Genomic DNA, 18,134 nt, shown 5'->3' with positions numbered 1-18,134 from the left:
AACCTCCCCCCGGCCGAGGCAGAGTCACGTCGACCTATAGAATAAGAAGGAATCAGCGATCATGAAGGGAATGCGCGTTTACCGACACCTCGCGTCCGTCGCGATAGCTGGCCTGCTGTATCTCGTAAGCAGCATTCCGGCTTCCGCCACTGCGTTTTCCGGAATCTACGCCTTCGGCGACAGCCTGTCGGATACCGGCAATATTTATCTTGCGAGCGGCGGCACCACGCCCGTCTCGCCCCCGTACTCGAATGGCCGGTTCACGAACGGCAACGTCTGGGTGCAGGACTTGTCCGCGTCGCTGGGCCTGGGTGCAGTGACGCCAAGTCTGGCGGGCGGCAACGACTACGCTTTCGGCGGTGCACAAACCGGCACGACCCTGGCGCACACGCAGAACTCGACCGATCTACTCAGCCAGCTCACCGCCTTCACGGCAACGGTTCACTCCCCCCAGCCTGATGCGCTGTACACGCTCTGGATCGGCGCCAACGACCTGAATGCCCTGTTCGGTGGACTCGCCACCGGCGCCATCGCGCCCACCAGCATCGGCACGGACCTGGCGCAGGCGATCGGTAACGTTGGCAGCTTCGTCAGCGGCCTGGCGAACGCGGGCATGCAGAACCTGCTCGTGCTCAACGTACCCGACCTGAGCAAGACGCCGGATGCGCAGGCGCTCGCCAACAGCACGGCGAACCCCGCCGCCACGCTGGCCACGATCCAGCAGGTCACCCAGCAATACGATGCAGCCCTGGCCGCCACGCTGGCCAGCCTGTCCTCGACCGACGGTTTCGCTCTGACCCAGGTCGACACCTTTCAGCTTCTCGACCAGGTTGGCCAGGACCCAGCCAAATACCACCTGACCAACGTGACCGATCCCTGCTGGACCGGCAACCTGACCGATCCGACTTCGGGCACGGTCTGCGCCCAGCCGGATCAGTATCTGTTCTGGGACGGAGAGCATCCCACAGCCGCGGGACACCAGATACTTGCCAACCATGTCCGCTCCGCGATGGTGCCGGAGCCGGGCAGCATCGCCATGCTCATGACCGGGCTGCTCATGCTGATGCTGCTGGCGCGAAGCGCCCGCAGGCAGCAGAAGCCGAAGGTCTGATGGACGCTCCGATGGTGGCGTAGATACTCGGGGTCAGGACCGTTCGGCGGAACGCAGACGGTCCAGACGCAGACGCTCGCGTTCGTCGAACAGGCGCCGCGAGCCCAGCCAGACGCCGCCCAGCGCGGCAAACCCGGTGTTCGCCGCGATCAGGAACATGACCAGGATCTGGTATTTCACCGCCTCGGTCGGCGGGCTCCCCGCGAGAATCTGGCCGGTCATCATGCCCGGCAGGCTCACCACGCCGGCCGCGGCCATGGAATTGATGATGGGAATCATGCCGGCCCGGGCGCTCTCGCGGCGCAGGTCCGATATCGCCTCGTCCCAGCGCTGTCCGAGCAGCAGGCGCGCCTCGATGGCGCTGCGCTGCTGCCAGGCGTTCTGGGTCAGGCGGTCCAGTCCGACGGCAGCGCCGGTCATCGAATTGCCCGCCAGCATGCCGAACAGGGGAATGGCGTACTGCGGCTGGTACCAGGGTTCCGGCCTGACCAGCACCAGCAACGCCAGCAGAATGATCGCCAGACTGGGCACGGCCAACGCCAGTGTGCCGATGCCGTAGCCCCAGCCACCGCGGAAACGACGCTGCTGACGCGCCATGACCTCGCGCCCGGCAACCAGGATCATGAACCCCGCCCCCAGAGCGATCCAACCGAGGTTGGCGTTGTCGAACAACACCTTCAGCACCAGCCCGACCAGCCATAGCTGCAGGGTGGTACGCAGCGCGGCGATCAGCAAGGTACGCTCCAGACCCAGGCTCAGCCACAGGCTCAGGCCGGCCAATGCGAGTATCAGCACGGCGGCCAGCCCCAGATCGAACGGCGTCAGACTGATCAGGCCCATGCCTGCCCCTCCGTCTCCACGTCCGCGGGACTCAACCCGCCCTTTGCCAGCTCCAGACGTCGCCCGGCTACCCGCAAGGCCTGTTCGGGATCATGCGTGACCCACAGCACAGCACCGCCCTCACCACGAAACTTATCCACCAGTGTTTCGACCCGCCCGCGGCTGTCGGCATCCAGGTTGGCCGTGGGCTCGTCCAGCAACAGCACCCGCGGAGCGAGCGCGAGCGAGCGCAGCAACGCCAGGCGCTGGCGCTCGCCGCTCGAGCAACGCGCCACTTCCCAGTCCAAAGCCTCCGCAGGCAGCCCCAGCTCGGGCAGATCGGGCTCGGCGCCATGCGAAAAGTGCTCGACAACCCGCTCCGCCCACCAGGCCGGCTCCGCGGGCACCAGAGCCAGCGCCCTGCGCCAGGCGGAGGGCGTGAAGCCTGCGCGCGATTCACCGTCGAGCAGCACCTCTCCGGCATTCGGGTCGAGATCCACGATGGCGCGCAGCAGAACGCTCTTGCCGCTGCCGGAAGGGCCGGTCAACGCGACGCACTCGCCGGCGGCAAGGCTCAGGCTTACGTCGCGAAACACGCTGCCGCTCAGCCCCCGCACCTCGAGGCGCGATGAAGACTTCTCGATAGGGGAATCCATAGCACTCATTATCCAGCAAACCGGGCGTTTTGCGTATTTCTCCCGCCGAACGAAAGACGGGGACGCCCGAAGGCGCCCCCGTCGTCGGCTTGCAGTCTAGCGTAGTGCTTATTCGTAGAGCTGCTCGCCGTGCTGGGTGATGTCCAGCCCCTGCGACTCGTCTTCCTCCGACGCGCGCAGACCCATGATGACGTCCAGCACCTTCAGGATGATGAAGGTGACCACCGCATCGTAGACGATGGTGAAGAGCACGCCCTTGAGCTGAATGAAGAACTGCGCGCCGATGCTGCCGTGCGCCATATCGCTCAGGCCTGCGCCGCCGAACATGGCGGCTGAGAAGATGCCGGTGAGCAGCGCGCCGACGATACCGCCGATGGCGTGCACGCCGAAGGCGTCCAGCGAGTCGTCGTAGCCGAGCATTTTCTTCATGTAGACCGAGGTCCAGAAGCAGATCACGCCGGCAGCGATGCCGATCACGATCGCGCCCATCGGGCCGACGAAACCGGAAGCCGGGGTGATTGCGACCAGACCGGCGACCGCGCCCGAACTCATGCCCAGCAGGGTCGGCTTACCACGCGCGGCCCACTCGGCGAACATCCACGCCAGCGCGGCGATGCCGGTGGCGATCTGGGTCACGGCCATGGCCATGCCCGCGGTACCGTCGGCAGCCAGCTCGGAACCGGCGTTGAAGCCGAACCAACCCACCCACAGCAGGGCGGCACCGGTCATGGTGTAGACCAGATTCACCGGCGGCATGGGCTGCGTACCGTAGCCCTTGCGCTTGCCGAGCACCAGCGCCGCGACCAGACCGGCCACACCGGCGTTGATGTGCACCACGGTACCGCCCGCGAAGTCCTGCACACCGTCGCTGCCCAGCCAGCCGCCGCCCCAGACCATGTGCGCGATCGGGGAGTAGACCAGCAGCGACCACAGGCCCAGGAACCACAGCAGCGCGGAGAACTTCATGCGCTCGACGATGGAGCCGATGATCAGCGCCGGCGTGATGATGGCAAAGGTCATCTGGAAGGTCATGAAGACCGTTTCCGGAATCGAGCCGCTCATCGAATCGTAGCCCATGCCCTTGAGGAACACGGCGCTGAGGTCGCCCACGAACTTGCCGTCGCCCTTGAAGGCCAGCGAATAGCCCGCGATCGTCCAGATTGCGGTAATCAGGCAGGTCACGGCGAAGGTGGCCGCGGCCACCGACAGCAGGTTCTTGCGGCGAACCATGCCACCGTAGAACAGCGCCACACCGGGGATGGTCATGAGCAGGACCAGCGCGGTGGAAGTCAGCATCCACGCGGTATTGCCGGAATCAAGCTTGGGCGTATCCGCCATCGCAATCGAGGGAAGGAGCCACAGACCGAGCAGGGATAGCGCCCCGCCGGCCGAGGCAATCGTACGTTTGAAATTCATCGCATGTTTCCTCGGGTTTGAATTATCGAAGTACGGATCAAAGAGCATCGACGCCGGATTCGCCGGTGCGGATGCGGATCGCCTGCTCCAAGGGCATCACAAAGATCTTGCCGTCGCCGATCTTACCGGTGCTGGCGGCCTTGCTGATCGCATCGATGGCCTGGTCGATTAGCGCATCGTCCAGCGCGACCTCGATCTTCACCTTGGGCAGGAAGTCGACGACGTACTCCGCCCCCCTGTAGAGTTCCGTATGGCCTTTCTGCCGACCGAAGCCCTTGACCTCGGTCACCGTGATGCCCTGCACTCCGATTTCCGAAAGACCCTCGCGGACCTCGTCGAGCTTGAAGGGCTTGATGATGGCGATAAGCAACTTCATGCCTGCGTGCCTCCTGTTTTCATGACCGTTCCCCTATGGTTCAAGGTATCCGCGCACCCTGCGTGGCGTATGGCACCCCGTAGCAGAACCCATGCCATTCAAATATTTTTCTTTTATATCAATGCAATAACAGCAACATCCTTGGTTTCCATCGCCCCCACCAGCAGGTATATGCACAAAAATGGTGCAAATCGCACGAAATAGGCGCACCGCCGGCGGACGCTTTGACGCGGCTCAATCGTTGCGACATAAGCGCTTGATCCGGGAAGCCCGATAGGCTCAAATCACCCGAATATCAGGAGGACACCCAATGCTGGAACCCAAAACCCTCGACGACCTGGCCGCCAAGCTGAACGACGCGGTTCCCGAATCGCTGCGCACGGCCCAACACGATCTTGAAAAAACCGTGCGCGCCGGCCTGCAGGGCGCGATGCAGCGCCTCGACATCGTCAGCCGCGACGAGTTCGAGGTGCAGAGCATGCTGCTGGCCCGCACGCGGGAGAAACTCGACGCCATGGAGGAGCGCGTGCGTGCCCTGGAGGCACAGCTGGGCATCGGCGGCACGAACGAAACGGAAGTGCCCGACGACGTGCACGCAGAAGACTGACGCGCCGGGATGTCACTCGCCCGGGTCTACACCCGCGCACAACTCGGCATAGACGCACCCGAAGTCTGCGTCGAAGTCCATCTGGGCAACGGACTACCGAGCCTAGCCATCGTCGGCCTCCCGGAGGCCGCCGTGCGCGAAAGCAAGGATCGCGTGCGAGCCGCCTTGGTCAACAGCCACTACGAATTCCCGGCACGACGCATCACCGTCAACCTGGCCCCCGCAGATCTGCCCAAGGAAGGCGGCCGCTACGACTTGCCTATTGCCTTGGGCATCCTCGCCGCCTCGGGACAACTTCCCGCCGATGGCCTGGAAGACGCCGAATTTCTCGGTGAACTCGCGCTGAGTGGAGAGCTACGAGGCGTACGCGGCGTCCTGCCCGCAGCCATCGCCACCCGCGCACGCGGGCGGGAATTCGTCATACCCACGGCCAATGCCGGTGAAGCCGCGCTGCTCAACGACCTCACCACCCGACCCGCCGATCATCTGCTGGCGGTCTGTCGCCACTTGGCCGGACAAGACCCGCTTCCCATCTATACGGACAAACCCGTCAGCAGTGAAAAATCCCTCGACGTCGACCTGAGCGATGTGCGCGGTCAACATCAAGCCCGCCGCGCGCTCGAAATCGCCGCCGCAGGGGGGCACAACATCCTGATGATCGGGCCACCGGGCACCGGGAAAACCATGCTTGCCAACCGCTTGGCGACCATCCTGCCCCCCATGAGCGAGGCCGAAGCGCTGGAAACCGCCGTCGTCGCCTCCATCAGCGAGCAGGGACTGCGCCTCGACGATTGGAGTCGCCGTCCGTTTCGTGCGCCTCACCATACGGCCTCGGGCGTGGCGCTCGTCGGAGGAGGCTCCCAACCGAAGCCGGGGGAGATATCGCTGGCGCATAACGGCGTGCTGTTTCTCGACGAGTTGACGGAGTTCGACCGCCATGTGCTCGAGGTGCTGCGCGAGCCCATGGAAACCGGGCACATCACCATCTCCCGAGCCGCGCGCCAGGCCGACTTTCCGGCCCGCTTTCAGCTGGTCGCAGCGATGAATCCCTGCCCGCAAGGCTACGCCTGCGATCTCGGCGCCAACTGTATCTGCACGCCGGAACAGCGAAACCGCCATCGCAGCCGCATCTCCGCTCCCCTGCTCGATCGCATCGACCTGCAGATCGAAGTGCCGCAGCTGCCCCATGACGTCCTCCGCAGCGACGCACCACGCGGGGAAACGAGCGCCGAGGTGCGAGCTCGTGTCGTCGTCGCACGCGAGCGCCAACTCGCTCGCCAGGATCGAACCAACGCTCAGCTCAGCGCTCGCGAGGTCGACCGCCATTGTTCCTTAGCCGACGCCGAACGTTCACTGCTAGAGCAGGCCATGCAGCGCTTTCACTTGTCCGCGCGCGCCTATCACCGCATCCTGAAAGTCTCGCGCAGCATCGCAGACCTGCAGGACAGCCCGCACATCGAGGGACCGCATCTCGCCGAAGCGCTGGGCTACCGCGCGATGGATCGCTGGAACGGCGCGCAACAGGGCTGAGCCGAGCTGCTCCGCAGCCGGCTCAGTGCACCCCCGGCGCTCCAGCCGCAACCGGCAGCGCCTCGCCTGACCCGGCCAGGGCGGTGCGCGCCGTTCGGCTCCCGACACTCTCCCACAACTCCCAATGCTCCAGCGGCGTCAACGCCTCAAGTGCGTGGCTGCCGCGCAAGGCATGCAGCACGTCCATCAACATCACGAACGCCGCGGTCAGCTGCCGGTAGAGTTCCCCTGCGGACTGCGCCAGACGAGCGGCCAGCTCGCCGTAGGCCCCACGCCCGAGATCGACAAAGTACGCCGTCGACACGCGCCGCCGGCGCGCCAGCCCGGGGAACAATCCCGCCAGGATCAGACACTGATCGCCCACGTCGCGCAGGCGCTCCTCGCGGACGCGACCTGTCAGCTGCATGCCCTCGAGATATTCACGCGCCATGATGGTGCGCAGAATCTCCGGCCGGTGCGTGAAACGCATCAGCACCATAAGCAGATAGGCCTCCAACACATCGTCCAGCGGCCGTCCGGCGGCACCGGAGGCTTCGCGCAACGCACGGTGCCAAAGCGCCTGCGCGGTGGGTTCCAGAATCAGCTTGCTCATCGCGGAGTTCTCCTATGTACGGGGACTCTCCCGAAACTCATAGCACGACCCGTGCCCATCCGCCGCGCGCGTAGAGACCGGGCGGCGCTGCGGGTTATACTGCCGCGCTTACGATTTCGCACATCTTCGCCAGCCAAGGCTAATGACCCAATACGACGTCTCCACCTTCCAGAACCTCATCCGCACGCTGCAGGACTACTGGAGCGAACAGGGCTGCGTGCTCCTGCAGCCCTACGACATGGAAATGGGTGCCGGCACCTTCCATGCGGCCACTTTCCTGCGCTCCATCGGCCCGGAGCCCTGGCGCGCAGCCTACGTGCAACCCTCGCGCCGCCCCACCGACGGGCGCTACGGCGAGAACCCCAACCGCCTGCAGCACTACTACCAGTTCCAGGTGGCGCTCAAGCCGTCGCCGGACGACATCCAGGACCTCTACCTCGGCTCGCTGCGCGCCATGGGACTCGACCCGCTGGTGCACGACATCCGCTTCGTCGAGGACAACTGGGAGTCGCCCACGCTGGGCGCCTGGGGGCTGGGCTGGGAAGTCTGGCTCAACGGCATGGAAGTCACCCAGTTCACCTATTTCCAGCAGGTCGGCGGCCTCGACTGCCGTCCGGTGACCGGCGAGATCGCCTACGGCCTGGAACGCATCGCCATGTATCTGCAGGGCGTGGAGAGCATCTACGATCTGGTCTGGGCGCGCGGCCCGCAGGGCACCGTGACCTATGGCGACGTGTTCCACCAGAACGAAGTCGAACAGTCGCGCTACAACTTCGAGCACGCCAACATCGAAAAACTGTTCGGCTGGTTCGACACCTGCGAGGCGGAGAGCCTGCGCCTGATCGAGGCCGACCTGCCGCTGCCAGCCTACGAACAGATGCTCAAGGCGTCTCACACCTTCAACCTGCTCGACGCACGCCAAGCGATCTCCGTGACCGAGCGCCAGCGCTACATTCTGCGTGTGCGCACTCTGGCGCGCGCCATCGCCGAGGGCTACTACGCTTCACGAGAGCGCCTTGGATTCCCGATGCTCGAAAATTCCCCGGAGGTAGCCCATGGCTGAGCCACGCGCTGACCTGCTGATTGAACTCGGTACCGAAGAACTGCCACCCGGTTCGCTGAGCACCCTGGCCGACACCCTGGCCGAGGAGATCGCCAACCGCCTGGATACCGCCGGTGTGGGCGGCAGCACCCGCCGCGTCTTCGCGACGCCGCGACGCCTCGCCGTACACATCAAGGACGTGCCCCTCACTCAACCGGACCGCAGCATCGAGCGACGCGGTCCAGCGCTGACCGCCGCCTTCGATGCCGAGGGCCAGCCGACCAAGGCCGCGCAAGGCTTCGCGCGTTCGGTCGGACTCGAGGTGGACGCCCTGGAGCGCCTGGAAACCGACAAGGGCGCCTGGCTGTGTGCCTATATCCACGAGCCCGGCCGTAGCACTGCCGAACTAGTCCCGGAAATTCTCGAGGCCGCACTGGGCAAGCTGCCCATCGCCAAGCGCATGCGCTGGGGCGCTGGCGACGCCGAATTCGTGCGCCCGGTGCACTGGATCGTGCTATTGCTCGGCGAGACGCTCATCGAAGCCGAGATCCTTGGCGTGAAGAGCGGCCGCGAGACGCGCGGCCACCGCGCGCATCATCCGGCACCGCTGCACGTCGCGGATCCAGCCGCCTATGCCCCGCTGCTGGAGACTGAGGGCCACGTGCTGCCCGACTTCGGTGAGCGCCGCGCGGCAATCAAGGCGCAGGTCGAGGCGCTGGCCTCCGAACTCGGCGGCCGCGCTATGCTCGACGAGCACCTGCTCGATGAGGTCGCCGCCCTGGTCGAATGGCCGGTCGCCATCGCCGGCGGCTTCGAGGAACGCTTCCTCGACGTACCGCACGAGGCGCTGATTACCACCATGATGGACAACCAGCGCTACTTCCCGGTGCTGGATGCCGGCGGCCGCCTGATGGCGCACTTCATCACCATCGCCAACCTCGAAAGCCGCGACCCGGCCCAGGTACGCGAAGGCAACGAGCGCGTCATCCGCCCGCGCCTGCACGACGCCGAATTCTTCTGGCAGCAGGACCGTCGACAGCCGCTGGCCAACCGCCGCGACGCACTGCGCGGCATGGTGTTCCAGAAGCAGCTCGGCACGCTGTTCGACAAGAGCGAACGGCTCGCAAACCTGGCCGCCGCCATCGCCGAACGCCTAGGCGCCGATCCGGACCATGGCCGGCGCGCCGGCGAACTGGCCAAGTGCGACCTGGTCACCACCATGGTGTTCGAGTTCACCGAACTACAGGGTACGATGGGCCGCCACTACGCCCGCCACGACGGCGAACCGCAGGCGGTAGCACAGGCCATCGAGGACCAGTACCGCCCTGCACACGCCGGCGACAAACTGCCCGAGGGCATCATCGGCCAAGCCCTTGCGCTGGCGGACAAACTCGACACCCTGGTCGGCATCTTTGCCATCGGTCAGCGCCCCAGCGGCACCAAGGATCCCTTCGCGCTGCGCCGCGCCGCGCTCGGCGTGGTACGCATCCTTATCGAACGCGGCCTGGAACTGGATCTGCACGAGTTGCTGCGCCTCGCCGCGGCCGGGCTGAGCGAGCGCGTGGAAGCGGCCGCCAGCGCCGTCGACGAAGTGTTCGACTACGTCATGGAACGCCTGACCGCCTATTATGCCGAAAAGGGCATTCCGGCCGACGTGATCGACGCGGTACTGGCCTGCCGGCCGACCCGGCTAACCGATCTCGACCGCCGCGTACAGGCCGTACAACGCTTCCGTGCCCTCGCCGAAGCCCAAAGCCTGGCGGCGGCCAACAAGCGCATCCGCAACATCCTGCGCCAGGCCGGCGACGAGGTCGGCACACAAGTACGCGCCGACGAACTGCAGGAGGACAACGAACGCGAGCTGCTTGCCGCATTGGCCGAGGCCGAAGGCGAGGTCGAACCGCTGTTCGAGGACGGCCGCTACACCCCAGCGCTGATGCGGCTCGCCGCGCTGCGCGGGCCGGTCGACGCGTTCTTCGACACCACGCTTGTCATGGCCGAGGACGAAAACCTGAGGCGCAACCGGCTGGCCCTGCTGGCTAGGCTTTCGGCGCTGTTCCTGCGCACGGCCGATCTGTCGCGCCTGCAGCCATGAAACTCATCATTCTCGACCGCGACGGCGTCATCAACGAGGACTCCGACGCCTACGTGAAATCGCCGGAGGAATGGCTGCCGATTCCCGGCAGCCTGGAAGCCATCGCGCGGCTGAACGAGGCCGGCTACTGCGTGGTGGTCGCCACCAATCAGTCCGGTATCGCGCGCGGCTTGTTCGACGTGGAAGCCCTAGCCGCCATGCACGAGAAGATGAACCGCCTGCTGGCCAGCCACGGCGGGCACATCGATGCCGTGTTCTTCTGCCCGCACGGCCCGGACGACGCCTGCGACTGCCGTAAGCCCAGCGCCGGACTGTTCATCGAGATCGCCCGCCGCTACGACGCCGATCTGACCGGCGTGCCCGCCGTGGGCGACAGTCTGCGCGACATCGAGGCCGCGCTGATGGTCGACGCCCAGCCCATGCTGGTACGTACCGGCAAGGGCGAACGCACCCTTGCCTCCGGCAAGCTGCCCGAAGACGTACCGGTGTTCGAGGATCTGGCCCAAGTCGCCGCCACGCTCGTTTCAGAGGAGTTCGCATGAACCGCCTGCGTGCCTACCTGTGGGTCGCGATAGCCACCATCACGATGGTCCCCTTCGCCCTGCTCTCGCTGGTGATCGGCCCACTGCCTTATTCCCAGCGCTACTTCATCATTTCGAGCTGGACGAAATTCGTGCTCTGGACGCTGCGCCTGATCTGCGGCGTGCGCATGGAGATCGAAGGCGCCGAGAACATTCCGCAGCAGGCCGCGGTAGTGCTCTCCAAACACCAATCCGCCTGGGAAACCTTCGCCTTCCAGGCGATCTTCCCGCCGCAGGTTTGGGTGCTCAAGCGAGAACTGCTGCGTCTGCCATTGTTCGGCTGGGGCCTGAAAGCGCTCGAGCCGGTCGCCATCGACCGCTCCAAGAACCTCCAGGCCGGCACGCAGCTGCTGGAGCAGGGTTCCGACCGGCTGACCCGCGGCATCTGGGTGGTTATCTTCCCCGAGGGTACGCGCACGGCCATCGGCGAACACAAGCGCTTCAAGGCCGGCGGCGCACGCCTCGCCGCGCACACCGGCGCACCGGTGGTGCCGGTGGCGCACAACGCCGGCCTGGTATGGCCGCGGCGCGGCCTGCCAACACGACCCGGCGTAGTGACGGTCTCCATCGGTCCGGTCATCGACAGCCGTGGACGCAAAGCCGAAGACATCAATGCCGAAGCCGAGACCTGGATCAAAGCGCGTACCCGCGAACTGGAGGCCATGGCAAGCGGAGCGAGGAACTGATGCTGGACGAACTCGCCGTTCTACGCGATCGCAGCATTTACCGCATTGCGGATATCCTGCCCCCCGCGGTCTACTACATCGCTGACCACAAGGCCGAAGGTGTGCTGATCAACACACCGCCGTTCGACGATGCGCTGCTGCAGGAGTTGCAGGCCATTGCGCCACTACGCTACATCTTCCTGCCCAGCCGGCATGGTGCGCGCGAACTGGACCGCTGGCGCGAAGCCAGCGGTGCCGAAAGCCTGGCCAGCGAACCCGAGGCGCCGTCCATCGACGGCACGATCGACCTGACGCTGGACAGTAAGCGTAACCGCCTCACCCGCACCATCGACTTCCTGCCCATGTCCGGGGTCACCGAAGGCACCTGCGCGATGCGTCTGAAGAACAAGCCGGGTGCGCTGTTCTTCGGTCCGGCGCTGGAACCCGGCGCCGACGGCTGGCCCACACTGGTTCCACACACCGGCGACTATTCCGCGGAAAACCGACTGTTCGGCTCGCTCGGCGTGCAAGACCTGATCTTCGACTACGCCTTTACGGACATATTCGTTCCCGGACAGACGCGCTTCGGCCCCGGCGCCGGCGTAGCGGTAAAACAAGCGCTGGAGCGTGCGCTGGACGAATAGTTTCTGACCGGCACAACACCGAACCGGGAACAGGGGGTTCACTGCCGCCAACAGCCCCGGGCACGGCAAGCTGCAAATCATCCGAATCACAACCGGCATGGACGGCATTCGCCAGCACACGCAAAGCGTGTCCGGCACCATCGACAACTTGTCCGTTGAAATCCTCAAGCACGACGTCGGACAACATCATCGAACGTGTGTCCCGCACCGCCGAACTGTTCGGTCAACTGAATGAACATTCGAAGAGCATCGAAAATATCGTTGCGACAATAGGCGCCATAGCAGGGTAGACCAATCTTCTGGCACTCAACGCGGCAGTCGAGGCCGCGCGGGCCGGCGAGCAGGGCCGCCGCTTCGCCGTCGTCGCCGACGAAGTGCGACAGCTCGCTGCACGCACCAGTCAATCCGCTGCGGAGATAAACAGCGTAGTCCGCGAGAACCATCAACAACTAACGTCCACGGCGAACGACAGCATGGCATCGGCCAGCGATAGTCCCGAACAAGGCCGGCAACAGATCTCCCGGGTCTCCGGCCTGATGAGAAACACCCACGAGAACGCATGAACAGTCCGGATTTTCCTAAGCCGGCAACCGTTTTTTACACCTTCAGTGACCGGATCAGGGAAACCCGGACTGTTCATTAGCGACCGCTTAAGCTATGCTGCGCGCCTTGCGGCATCATCCGGTCGATGCCTCCCACCTCGCGGTTGTTCCATACCGCACAGGTCGTTCCATACCATTTACCGTCATGCGCCTGACCGGCCCCAGCAACGGGTGAGGCCGACCCCAGGAGTTTCAATGTCATTTCATGAACTCGGCCTGAGTGCCGAACTGCTGCGTGCTGTCGAAGCGCTCGGCTATACCCAGCCCACGCCCATTCAGCAGCAGGCCATTCCAGCCGTGCTCGCCGGACACGACGTGCTGGCCGGCGCCCAGACCGGCACCGGCAAAACCGCGGCTTTCGTGCTGCCCACCCTGCAGCGCCTCAATCAGAACCCCACCGGGAAACGCGCCCCGCGCGCACTGGTGCTCACCCCGACCCGCGAACTCGCCGCGCAGATCGGCGAGGACGTGCAGAACCTCGGTCGTCATCTGCCGCTCAAGCACACGGTGATTTTCGGAGGCGTCGGCATCAATCCGCAAATCGACCGCCTGCGCCGCGGTATCGACCTCCTCGTCGCCACCCCAGGCCGCCTACTCGACCATGCTGGCCAGAAGACCGTCGACCTGTCGCAGGTCGAGGTGCTCGTGCTCGACGAGGCCGACCGCATGCTCGACATGGGTTTCATCCACGACATCAAGCGTGTGCTCGCCTTGCTGCCGAAGCAGCGCCAGAACTTGCTTTTCTCGGCCACTTACTCGGATGACATCCGACGCCTTGCCGACGGCCTGCTGCGCGATCCGGTGCAGGTCGAGGTTGCGCGGCGCAACACCGCCGCGGAAACCGTGGAGCAGCGCATCTACCCGGTGGACAAACCGCGCAAGCGTGAACTGCTCTCCCACCTCATCCACAACGGCGGTTGGGAACAGGTGCTGGTCTTCACCCGCACCAAGCACGGCGCCAATCGCTTGGCCGAGCAGCTCGACCGCGACGGCCTGACCGCAGCGGCGATTCACGGCAACAAGAGCCAGGGTGCGCGGACCCGCGCGCTGGAAGGCTTCAAGAACGGAAACGTACGCGTACTGGTAGCGACCGACATCGCGGCCCGCGGCATCGACATCGACCGCCTGCCGCACGTAGTAAACTACGAGCTGCCCAACGTGGCCGAGGATTACGTGCACCGCATCGGACGCACCGGCCGCGCCGGCGCACAAGGCGCGGCGGTTTCGCTGGTCTGCGCGGAGGAACACAGCCTGCTCACTGGCATCCAGCGCTTGCTTAAGCGCGAACTGCCGCGCGAAACACTGCCCGGTTTCGAGCCCAGCGAGACGGCGGCGACGGCACCGCCGCCCCAGCGCCAGAAGCCATCCTCGCGTCGTTCGCGGGGCCTCGGCGGTGCCCCGGGCAGGCGCTCCGGCGCACGCAACCGGCGCGCATAGTACGCCACAACGAAAACGGGCCGCATCGCGGCCCGTTTTCGTTACGACCATCGGTTGTCAGCGCAGAATCTCAGTTCTTCTTGCTGCGCCCCAGCACCACACCGAGGAACAGTCCCAGCAGCAGCATGCTCAGGGTAAAAACCACGCCGAAGGTCCAGGAGTGCTGGCTGGCGACACCGGATATCCAATGCTCCATCTGCACCTCGTCGACGCTGATCTTGCGATGCTGGGTGGCGACCACCTGGCCGTTGCGCACCAGATAGATGTCGACGTCGTATTCGCCTAGCGGCAACTGCGCCGGCAGTTTAATGGCGGTCGAATACAGACGTCCACCGAGAATCTCGACCGCTTTTGGATCTGCCACGTAGTAGCCGCGCGCCTGTTTGAGCCGCAGTACCGCGTCCTTCAACGTCTGTCCTGCAGCGGCGTTTCCGGCCGCAGGCGTCGTCTGCATTTTCTTCAGGGCATCGGTCAGATCGAGGCCATGAGCGGCACGCACAGAGACCGGCAACATGCCGTCGATCGGCGCCGATGACAGCAGGTAGTAGAGTCCGGGAACCTGCTTGATCTCGTGCTTGCCCTGGCTCAGCCAGAACGGCCCCGCCCGCCCCTTCTTCTCCAGCGCGACGGACTGGTCGGGCGAACGAACCTTGACGACGATCTGTCCGGGCACGGACATCGCACCGAAAAGCGTGATCTGATCGCCCGTATAGCGTGCGGAAATGTCGACATGATCGCGAGTCAGTTCGGTGACCAGATCCCCGCTCTGCGCCCAGGCGAGAACCGGCATGAGAAACACTAGCGAGAGCAGCAGTCTTTTCATCGTGCGGGCACCAGGCTGTACAGGTCTTCGGGCTTGATCAGAATGCCGAACAGCATCTTCACCGCCACCGCCACCACCACCAGGGCCAGAATCAGGCGTAGCTGCTCGCCGGGCAGGCGCGCACCGAGCTTGGTGCCCCACTGCGTGCCCAGCGCCGAGCCCAGCACCAGCACCAGCGCCAGGAAAGGATCGACCGCGTGGTTCACGCCGGCCTGCAGAATGCTCACCTCCGCCGTGGTGAACAGCAGCTGGAACAGCGAGGTTCCGACCACCACCTTGGTCGGCATGCGCAGCAGATAGATCATCACCGGCACCATGATGAAACCGCCGCCGACACCCATCAGCGAGGTGAGAATGCCCACGCCGAAGCCGATCACCACCGGCACGATGAGCGACAGACGCAACCCGGAGACCGGAAATTCCATCTGCAGCGGCAGGCGCGCCACCCACCCTCCGCCTTCGCCCTTGACGTCCTTTTTCTGTTTCTTGCCGGCGCCGCGCAGCGCGTTGAGCGACTCGATCAACATGCTGATGCCGACAAAGCCGAGCAGGCCGACGTAGAGGAAGGTGACGATGGTGCCGAAATGCCCACCGGCCTCCAGCACCTTGGCGATGTGTACGCCGACCGCGCCGCCACTCCAGCTGCCGATCAGCAGCACGAAAGCCATGCGGATATCGACGTTGCCGAGACGCCAGTGCGCATAGCTGCCGCTGGCGGAGGTGCCGACGATCTGGGCCGCGCCGGTGGCCACGGCGACCAGCGGCGGCACGCCAACGAAAATCAGCAGCGGAGTGATGAGAAAGCCGCCGCCGACCCCGACCAACCCGGAGAGGAAACCGACCACGCCGCCGAACACAATGATCAGCAGCAGGTTGATATCCATGTGGGCAATGGGCAGAAAGATATCCATGACGCTGATTGGCCTCTCGCGATCAGGTGGCGGAGCGGAGTTGGTCGATGGCCTCGCAGATCTGCGAGGAGGCCACGTCCGGCGGCACGCACATCACCGGTACCGACAGATGGCCCGCCAGATGTGCGGCGATATGTCCGGTACGCGGATTGAGCAGGCGGGCGTGATGCTCGCCGTCGAGACCATGGCGACCGACGATCACCATCATGACGCCCGGCTCGCGTGCCGCGACCTGCGGTATGACGTCATCCGGCAGGCCGGACTCAATGAAGATTTCCGGGGTCATGCCGCAGACGAGCTGCACACGTTGTGCGACGTCCGCCAGCGTTTTTTCGGCTTCTTCGCGCACGTCCTCGGCCATGCGATTGTGCAATCCGCCCCAGTACCCCAGGACAGGCTCGTCGAGAACATGGACCAGGCCCAAGCGGGCGCCGATCAACGAAGCCATGCGCGCGGCGACGCCGACGGCCAGCAGGGAATTCTGGGAACCGTCCACGCCCGCGAGAATCAGGCCATTTTCCATTGCGGTCGACTGAGTAGTTATAGATGCGGGTCGACTGTTGCGACCCAGAGAGCGCGGCTAGCTTAGTGGAAATTGCGCTCGGCAGCAAAATTTCCAAGCTAATCATGGCATAAGGTCTTGTAATAGAGACTTGACCACATAGCCGGCCAGGGTGAAGCCGAACAGCGCGGGGAGATAGCTGATGGTGCCGTTTACCGCCCGCGGACGGCCCGGAACGTCTCCGCCGACCGGCTGATGCGGCAGCCCCTTGACCGCCTCCTCGTCCGAATAGACGACCGGATAATTCAACTGGCCGCCGAGCCGCTTGAGCGTCTTGCGCATCTCGCGCGCCAGACCGCAGCGGGAGGTCTGATTGAGCTTGGCCACGTGGATACGGGTCGGATCCAGGCGCCCGCCCGCCCCCATGCTGGAGATGACCGGCCGGCCCGCCTGCTGCGCCGCCAGCACCAGCGCCGCCTTGCAGGCGATCGAATCGATGCAGTCGAGCACGTAGTCGTAAGGCTGCTCGGCCATCAGCTCCGGCGCATCCTCCGGGCGCAGGAAGCGGCTGCGCAGATCGAGTTCCGCCGCCGGATTGATGTCGCGCACGCGCTCGGCCATGACCTGCGTCTTGCCGCGTCCGACGCTCGAGTGCAGGGCGACGATCTGGCGGTTGAGATTGGATGGCGCGACGACGTCGTGGTCGAGCAGGGTCATGTGCCCAACTCCGGCCCGCGCCAGCGCCTCGGCCGCGGCACCGCCGACGCCGCCGAGGCCGGCCACCAGCACTCGCGCGGCGCGCAGGCGTTCGAGCCCGGCCGTGCCGACGAGAATGGCGGTGCGTTCCTGCGCCGGATCGACGCTATTCGGTTCCTTGTCCATGGGCGCGCGAGTATAGGGTATTTTCACACCGGCGGCAGGCCGAACAGCGCGCGTGCATTCTGCGTTGTGGCGCGGCCTACCGCCTCGGGCATCTCGCCGCGCAAATCCGCCAGCGTCTCCAGCACCTCGACGATGAAAGCCGGTTCGTTGCGCCGGCCGCGCTGCGCCAGCCCCGGCTGGTCGGGCGCATCGGTCTCCAGCACGATCGCCTCGATCGGCAACCGTGCGGCAACGCTGCGCAGGCGCTGCGCCCGCGGATAGGTCAGCGGACCGCCCAGCCCGACCCTGAAACCAAGCTGGAACAGGCGCTGGGCCTGCTGCAGGCTGCCGGAGAAACTGTGCACCACCCCGCGCAGCCCCGGATAACGCCGTATGTACTTGAGCACCTCGTCGACGGCACGCCGGGCGTGCAGGATGACCGGCAGGTCGAAATCGCGCGCCAATCGCAGTTGGGCGACGAAGTATTCGAGCTGCGCTTGCCGATCCAGGTCCTCGACGTAGAAATCCAGGCCGCATTCGCCGACCGCCGCCGGCCGCTCCCGCTCCAGCCATTGCTCGAGTTCGGCCAGATGCTCCGGAAGATGCTCCGGCAGCAGCATCGGATGCAGACCATACGCGGCATGCAGGCCGTCGCAACCGGCCGCGACCTCGCGCAAACGCGGCCAATAGCGCGCACTGACCGCCGGCAGCACGACCGCGCGCACGCCGGCGGCGGCGGCACGCTCGAGCACTGCCGGCCGGTCCACCGCGAAGGCCGCGTCGTCCAGGTGACAGTGCGAGTCGATGAGTGGAATTTGCACTTTCGAGAACCGGCCTGCGCCATGTCACGGAGCCCGCTCCATG

Annotated in this window: 19 protein-coding genes and 1 pseudogene; 10 read left to right on the top strand and 10 right to left on the bottom strand. The window is 65.3% G+C overall.

Features of this window, described 5'->3' with window-relative positions; genetic code table 11:
* Nucleotides 1-61: 61 nt before the first annotated feature.
* A complete protein-coding gene (locus tag P8014_RS05730) occupies nucleotides 62-1,111 on the top strand; it encodes an SGNH/GDSL hydrolase family protein (RefSeq protein WP_337816343.1) in 1,050 nt (349 codons plus the stop codon).
* 33 nt (nucleotides 1,112-1,144) lie between these two features.
* Here P8014_RS05730 and fetB read toward each other — a convergent pair whose 3' ends face one another.
* From fetB to P8014_RS05710, 4 genes are all read right to left on the bottom strand, one after another.
* Nucleotides 1,145-1,951 carry an iron export ABC transporter permease subunit FetB gene (gene fetB / locus P8014_RS05725; RefSeq protein ID WP_337816342.1) on the bottom strand — a complete coding sequence of 269 codons (807 nt, stop codon included), beginning with the start codon at nucleotides 1,949-1,951 and terminating at the stop codon, nucleotides 1,145-1,147.
* The gene (locus P8014_RS05720; protein ID WP_337816341.1) at nucleotides 1,942-2,586 is read right to left on the bottom strand and encodes an ATP-binding cassette domain-containing protein; all 645 of its coding nucleotides are present in this window, start codon (nucleotides 2,584-2,586) and stop codon (nucleotides 1,942-1,944) included. The genes fetB and P8014_RS05720 overlap by 10 nt, the downstream gene beginning before the upstream one ends.
* 108 nt (nucleotides 2,587-2,694) lie before the next feature.
* Nucleotides 2,695-4,002, bottom strand: coding sequence for an ammonium transporter (locus tag P8014_RS05715; RefSeq protein WP_337816340.1), 1,308 nt, complete (start codon nucleotides 4,000-4,002; stop codon nucleotides 2,695-2,697).
* Between the two features lie 37 nt (nucleotides 4,003-4,039).
* Nucleotides 4,040-4,378: a P-II family nitrogen regulator gene (locus P8014_RS05710; protein ID WP_337816339.1), complete on the bottom strand. Its 339-nt coding sequence runs from the start codon at nucleotides 4,376-4,378 to the stop codon at nucleotides 4,040-4,042.
* 310 nt (nucleotides 4,379-4,688) lie between these two features.
* Between P8014_RS05710 and P8014_RS05705 the strand changes: the two genes are divergently transcribed.
* Together P8014_RS05705 and P8014_RS05700 are read left to right on the top strand one after the other, a co-directional pair.
* The gene (locus P8014_RS05705; RefSeq protein ID WP_337816338.1) at nucleotides 4,689-4,985 is read left to right on the top strand and encodes an accessory factor UbiK family protein; all 297 of its coding nucleotides are present in this window, start codon (nucleotides 4,689-4,691) and stop codon (nucleotides 4,983-4,985) included.
* Nucleotides 4,986-4,994: 9 nt separating this feature from the next.
* Nucleotides 4,995-6,515, top strand: coding sequence for a YifB family Mg chelatase-like AAA ATPase (locus P8014_RS05700; RefSeq protein ID WP_337816337.1), 1,521 nt, complete (start codon nucleotides 4,995-4,997; stop codon nucleotides 6,513-6,515).
* Nucleotides 6,516-6,537: 22 nt separating this feature from the next.
* Here P8014_RS05700 and P8014_RS05695 read toward each other — a convergent pair whose 3' ends face one another.
* The gene (locus tag P8014_RS05695; protein WP_337816336.1) at nucleotides 6,538-7,107 is read right to left on the bottom strand and encodes a hypothetical protein; all 570 of its coding nucleotides are present in this window, start codon (nucleotides 7,105-7,107) and stop codon (nucleotides 6,538-6,540) included.
* A gap of 142 nt (nucleotides 7,108-7,249) precedes the next feature.
* Here P8014_RS05695 and glyQ point away from each other — a divergent pair, with 142 nt between their 5' ends.
* The 7 genes and pseudogenes from glyQ to P8014_RS05660 all read left to right on the top strand — a co-directional run bounded on the left by glyQ (nucleotide 7,250) and on the right by P8014_RS05660 (nucleotide 14,173).
* Nucleotides 7,250-8,170, top strand: coding sequence for a glycine--tRNA ligase subunit alpha (glyQ, locus tag P8014_RS05690; protein ID WP_337816335.1), 921 nt, complete (start codon nucleotides 7,250-7,252; stop codon nucleotides 8,168-8,170).
* Nucleotides 8,163-10,244, top strand: coding sequence for a glycine--tRNA ligase subunit beta (gene glyS, locus P8014_RS05685; RefSeq protein ID WP_337816334.1), 2,082 nt, complete (start codon nucleotides 8,163-8,165; stop codon nucleotides 10,242-10,244). The genes glyQ and glyS overlap by 8 nt, the downstream gene beginning before the upstream one ends.
* Entirely contained in the window at nucleotides 10,241-10,786 is a 546-nt protein-coding gene (gene gmhB / locus P8014_RS05680; RefSeq protein WP_337816333.1) for a D-glycero-beta-D-manno-heptose 1,7-bisphosphate 7-phosphatase, read from the top strand. Before glyS ends, gmhB begins: the two co-directional genes overlap by 4 nt.
* Entirely contained in the window at nucleotides 10,783-11,511 is a 729-nt protein-coding gene (locus tag P8014_RS05675) for a lysophospholipid acyltransferase family protein (protein ID WP_337816332.1), read from the top strand. The genes gmhB and P8014_RS05675 overlap by 4 nt, the downstream gene beginning before the upstream one ends.
* Nucleotides 11,511-12,134 carry a hypothetical protein gene (locus tag P8014_RS05670; RefSeq protein ID WP_337816331.1) on the top strand — a complete coding sequence of 208 codons (624 nt, stop codon included), beginning with the start codon at nucleotides 11,511-11,513 and terminating at the stop codon, nucleotides 12,132-12,134. The genes P8014_RS05675 and P8014_RS05670 overlap by 1 nt, the downstream gene beginning before the upstream one ends.
* A gap of 278 nt (nucleotides 12,135-12,412) precedes the next feature.
* Nucleotides 12,413-12,652: pseudogene (locus tag P8014_RS05665) on the top strand (methyl-accepting chemotaxis protein); the annotation flags it as partial.
* Nucleotides 12,653-12,931: 279 nt separating this feature from the next.
* On the top strand, nucleotides 12,932-14,173 hold the full coding sequence (locus P8014_RS05660) for a DEAD/DEAH box helicase (RefSeq protein WP_337816330.1): 1,242 nt from the start codon (nucleotides 12,932-12,934) through the stop codon (nucleotides 14,171-14,173).
* A gap of 70 nt (nucleotides 14,174-14,243) precedes the next feature.
* On the opposite strand, the gene P8014_RS05655 is transcribed toward P8014_RS05660, so the two are convergent.
* From P8014_RS05655 to P8014_RS05635, 5 genes are all read right to left on the bottom strand, one after another.
* Entirely contained in the window at nucleotides 14,244-14,996 is a 753-nt protein-coding gene (locus P8014_RS05655; RefSeq protein WP_337816329.1) for a TIGR02186 family protein, read from the bottom strand.
* Nucleotides 14,993-15,907 carry a sulfite exporter TauE/SafE family protein gene (locus P8014_RS05650; RefSeq protein WP_337816328.1) on the bottom strand — a complete coding sequence of 305 codons (915 nt, stop codon included), beginning with the start codon at nucleotides 15,905-15,907 and terminating at the stop codon, nucleotides 14,993-14,995. The genes P8014_RS05655 and P8014_RS05650 overlap by 4 nt, the downstream gene beginning before the upstream one ends.
* Before the next feature lie 22 nt (nucleotides 15,908-15,929).
* A complete protein-coding gene (locus P8014_RS05645) occupies nucleotides 15,930-16,430 on the bottom strand; it encodes a universal stress protein (protein ID WP_337816327.1) in 501 nt (166 codons plus the stop codon).
* Between the two features lie 102 nt (nucleotides 16,431-16,532).
* Nucleotides 16,533-17,291 (bottom strand): tRNA threonylcarbamoyladenosine dehydratase, encoded by a 759-nt coding sequence (locus P8014_RS05640; RefSeq protein ID WP_337816326.1) that lies wholly within the window; start codon nucleotides 17,289-17,291, stop codon nucleotides 16,533-16,535.
* Nucleotides 17,292-17,314: 23 nt separating this feature from the next.
* On the bottom strand, nucleotides 17,315-18,091 hold the full coding sequence (locus P8014_RS05635; RefSeq protein WP_337816325.1) for a TatD family hydrolase: 777 nt from the start codon (nucleotides 18,089-18,091) through the stop codon (nucleotides 17,315-17,317).
* Nucleotides 18,092-18,134 lie beyond the last annotated feature (43 nt).

The organism is Acidihalobacter sp. (assembly GCF_037381185.1).
Lineage (GTDB): Bacteria > Pseudomonadota > Gammaproteobacteria > DSM-5130 > Acidihalobacteraceae > Acidihalobacter_A.
The sequence above is the reverse complement of the archived record's forward strand: the minus strand, read 5'-3'. Positions and strand labels throughout refer to the sequence as shown.

Bases quoted from the DNA above. Each gene is read 5' to 3' on its own strand.
- P8014_RS05695 (WP_337816336.1), bottom strand. From the start codon at position 7,107: ATGAGCAAGCTGATTCTGGAACCCACCGCGCAGGCGCTTTGGCACCGT.
- gmhB (WP_337816333.1), top strand. From the start codon at position 10,241: ATGAAACTCATCATTCTCGACCGCGACGGCGTCATCAACGAGGACTCC.
- P8014_RS05645 (WP_337816327.1), bottom strand. From the start codon at position 16,430: ATGGAAAATGGCCTGATTCTCGCGGGCGTGGACGGTTCCCAGAATTCC.
- P8014_RS05715 (WP_337816340.1), bottom strand. From the start codon at position 4,002: ATGAATTTCAAACGTACGATTGCCTCGGCCGGCGGGGCGCTATCCCTG.
- fetB (WP_337816342.1), bottom strand. From the start codon at position 1,951: ATGGGCCTGATCAGTCTGACGCCGTTCGATCTGGGGCTGGCCGCCGTG.
- P8014_RS05710 (WP_337816339.1), bottom strand. From the start codon at position 4,378: ATGAAGTTGCTTATCGCCATCATCAAGCCCTTCAAGCTCGACGAGGTC.
- P8014_RS05730 (WP_337816343.1), top strand. From the start codon at position 62: ATGAAGGGAATGCGCGTTTACCGACACCTCGCGTCCGTCGCGATAGCT.
- P8014_RS05720 (WP_337816341.1), bottom strand. From the start codon at position 2,586: ATGGATTCCCCTATCGAGAAGTCTTCATCGCGCCTCGAGGTGCGGGGG.
- P8014_RS05650 (WP_337816328.1), bottom strand. From the start codon at position 15,907: ATGGATATCTTTCTGCCCATTGCCCACATGGATATCAACCTGCTGCTG.
- glyS (WP_337816334.1), top strand. From the start codon at position 8,163: ATGGCTGAGCCACGCGCTGACCTGCTGATTGAACTCGGTACCGAAGAA.
- P8014_RS05655 (WP_337816329.1), bottom strand. From the start codon at position 14,996: ATGAAAAGACTGCTGCTCTCGCTAGTGTTTCTCATGCCGGTTCTCGCC.
- P8014_RS05705 (WP_337816338.1), top strand. From the start codon at position 4,689: ATGCTGGAACCCAAAACCCTCGACGACCTGGCCGCCAAGCTGAACGAC.
- P8014_RS05670 (WP_337816331.1), top strand. From the start codon at position 11,511: ATGCTGGACGAACTCGCCGTTCTACGCGATCGCAGCATTTACCGCATT.
- glyQ (WP_337816335.1), top strand. From the start codon at position 7,250: ATGACCCAATACGACGTCTCCACCTTCCAGAACCTCATCCGCACGCTG.
- P8014_RS05640 (WP_337816326.1), bottom strand. From the start codon at position 17,291: ATGGACAAGGAACCGAATAGCGTCGATCCGGCGCAGGAACGCACCGCC.
- P8014_RS05675 (WP_337816332.1), top strand. From the start codon at position 10,783: ATGAACCGCCTGCGTGCCTACCTGTGGGTCGCGATAGCCACCATCACG.
- P8014_RS05700 (WP_337816337.1), top strand. From the start codon at position 4,995: ATGTCACTCGCCCGGGTCTACACCCGCGCACAACTCGGCATAGACGCA.
- P8014_RS05660 (WP_337816330.1), top strand. From the start codon at position 12,932: ATGTCATTTCATGAACTCGGCCTGAGTGCCGAACTGCTGCGTGCTGTC.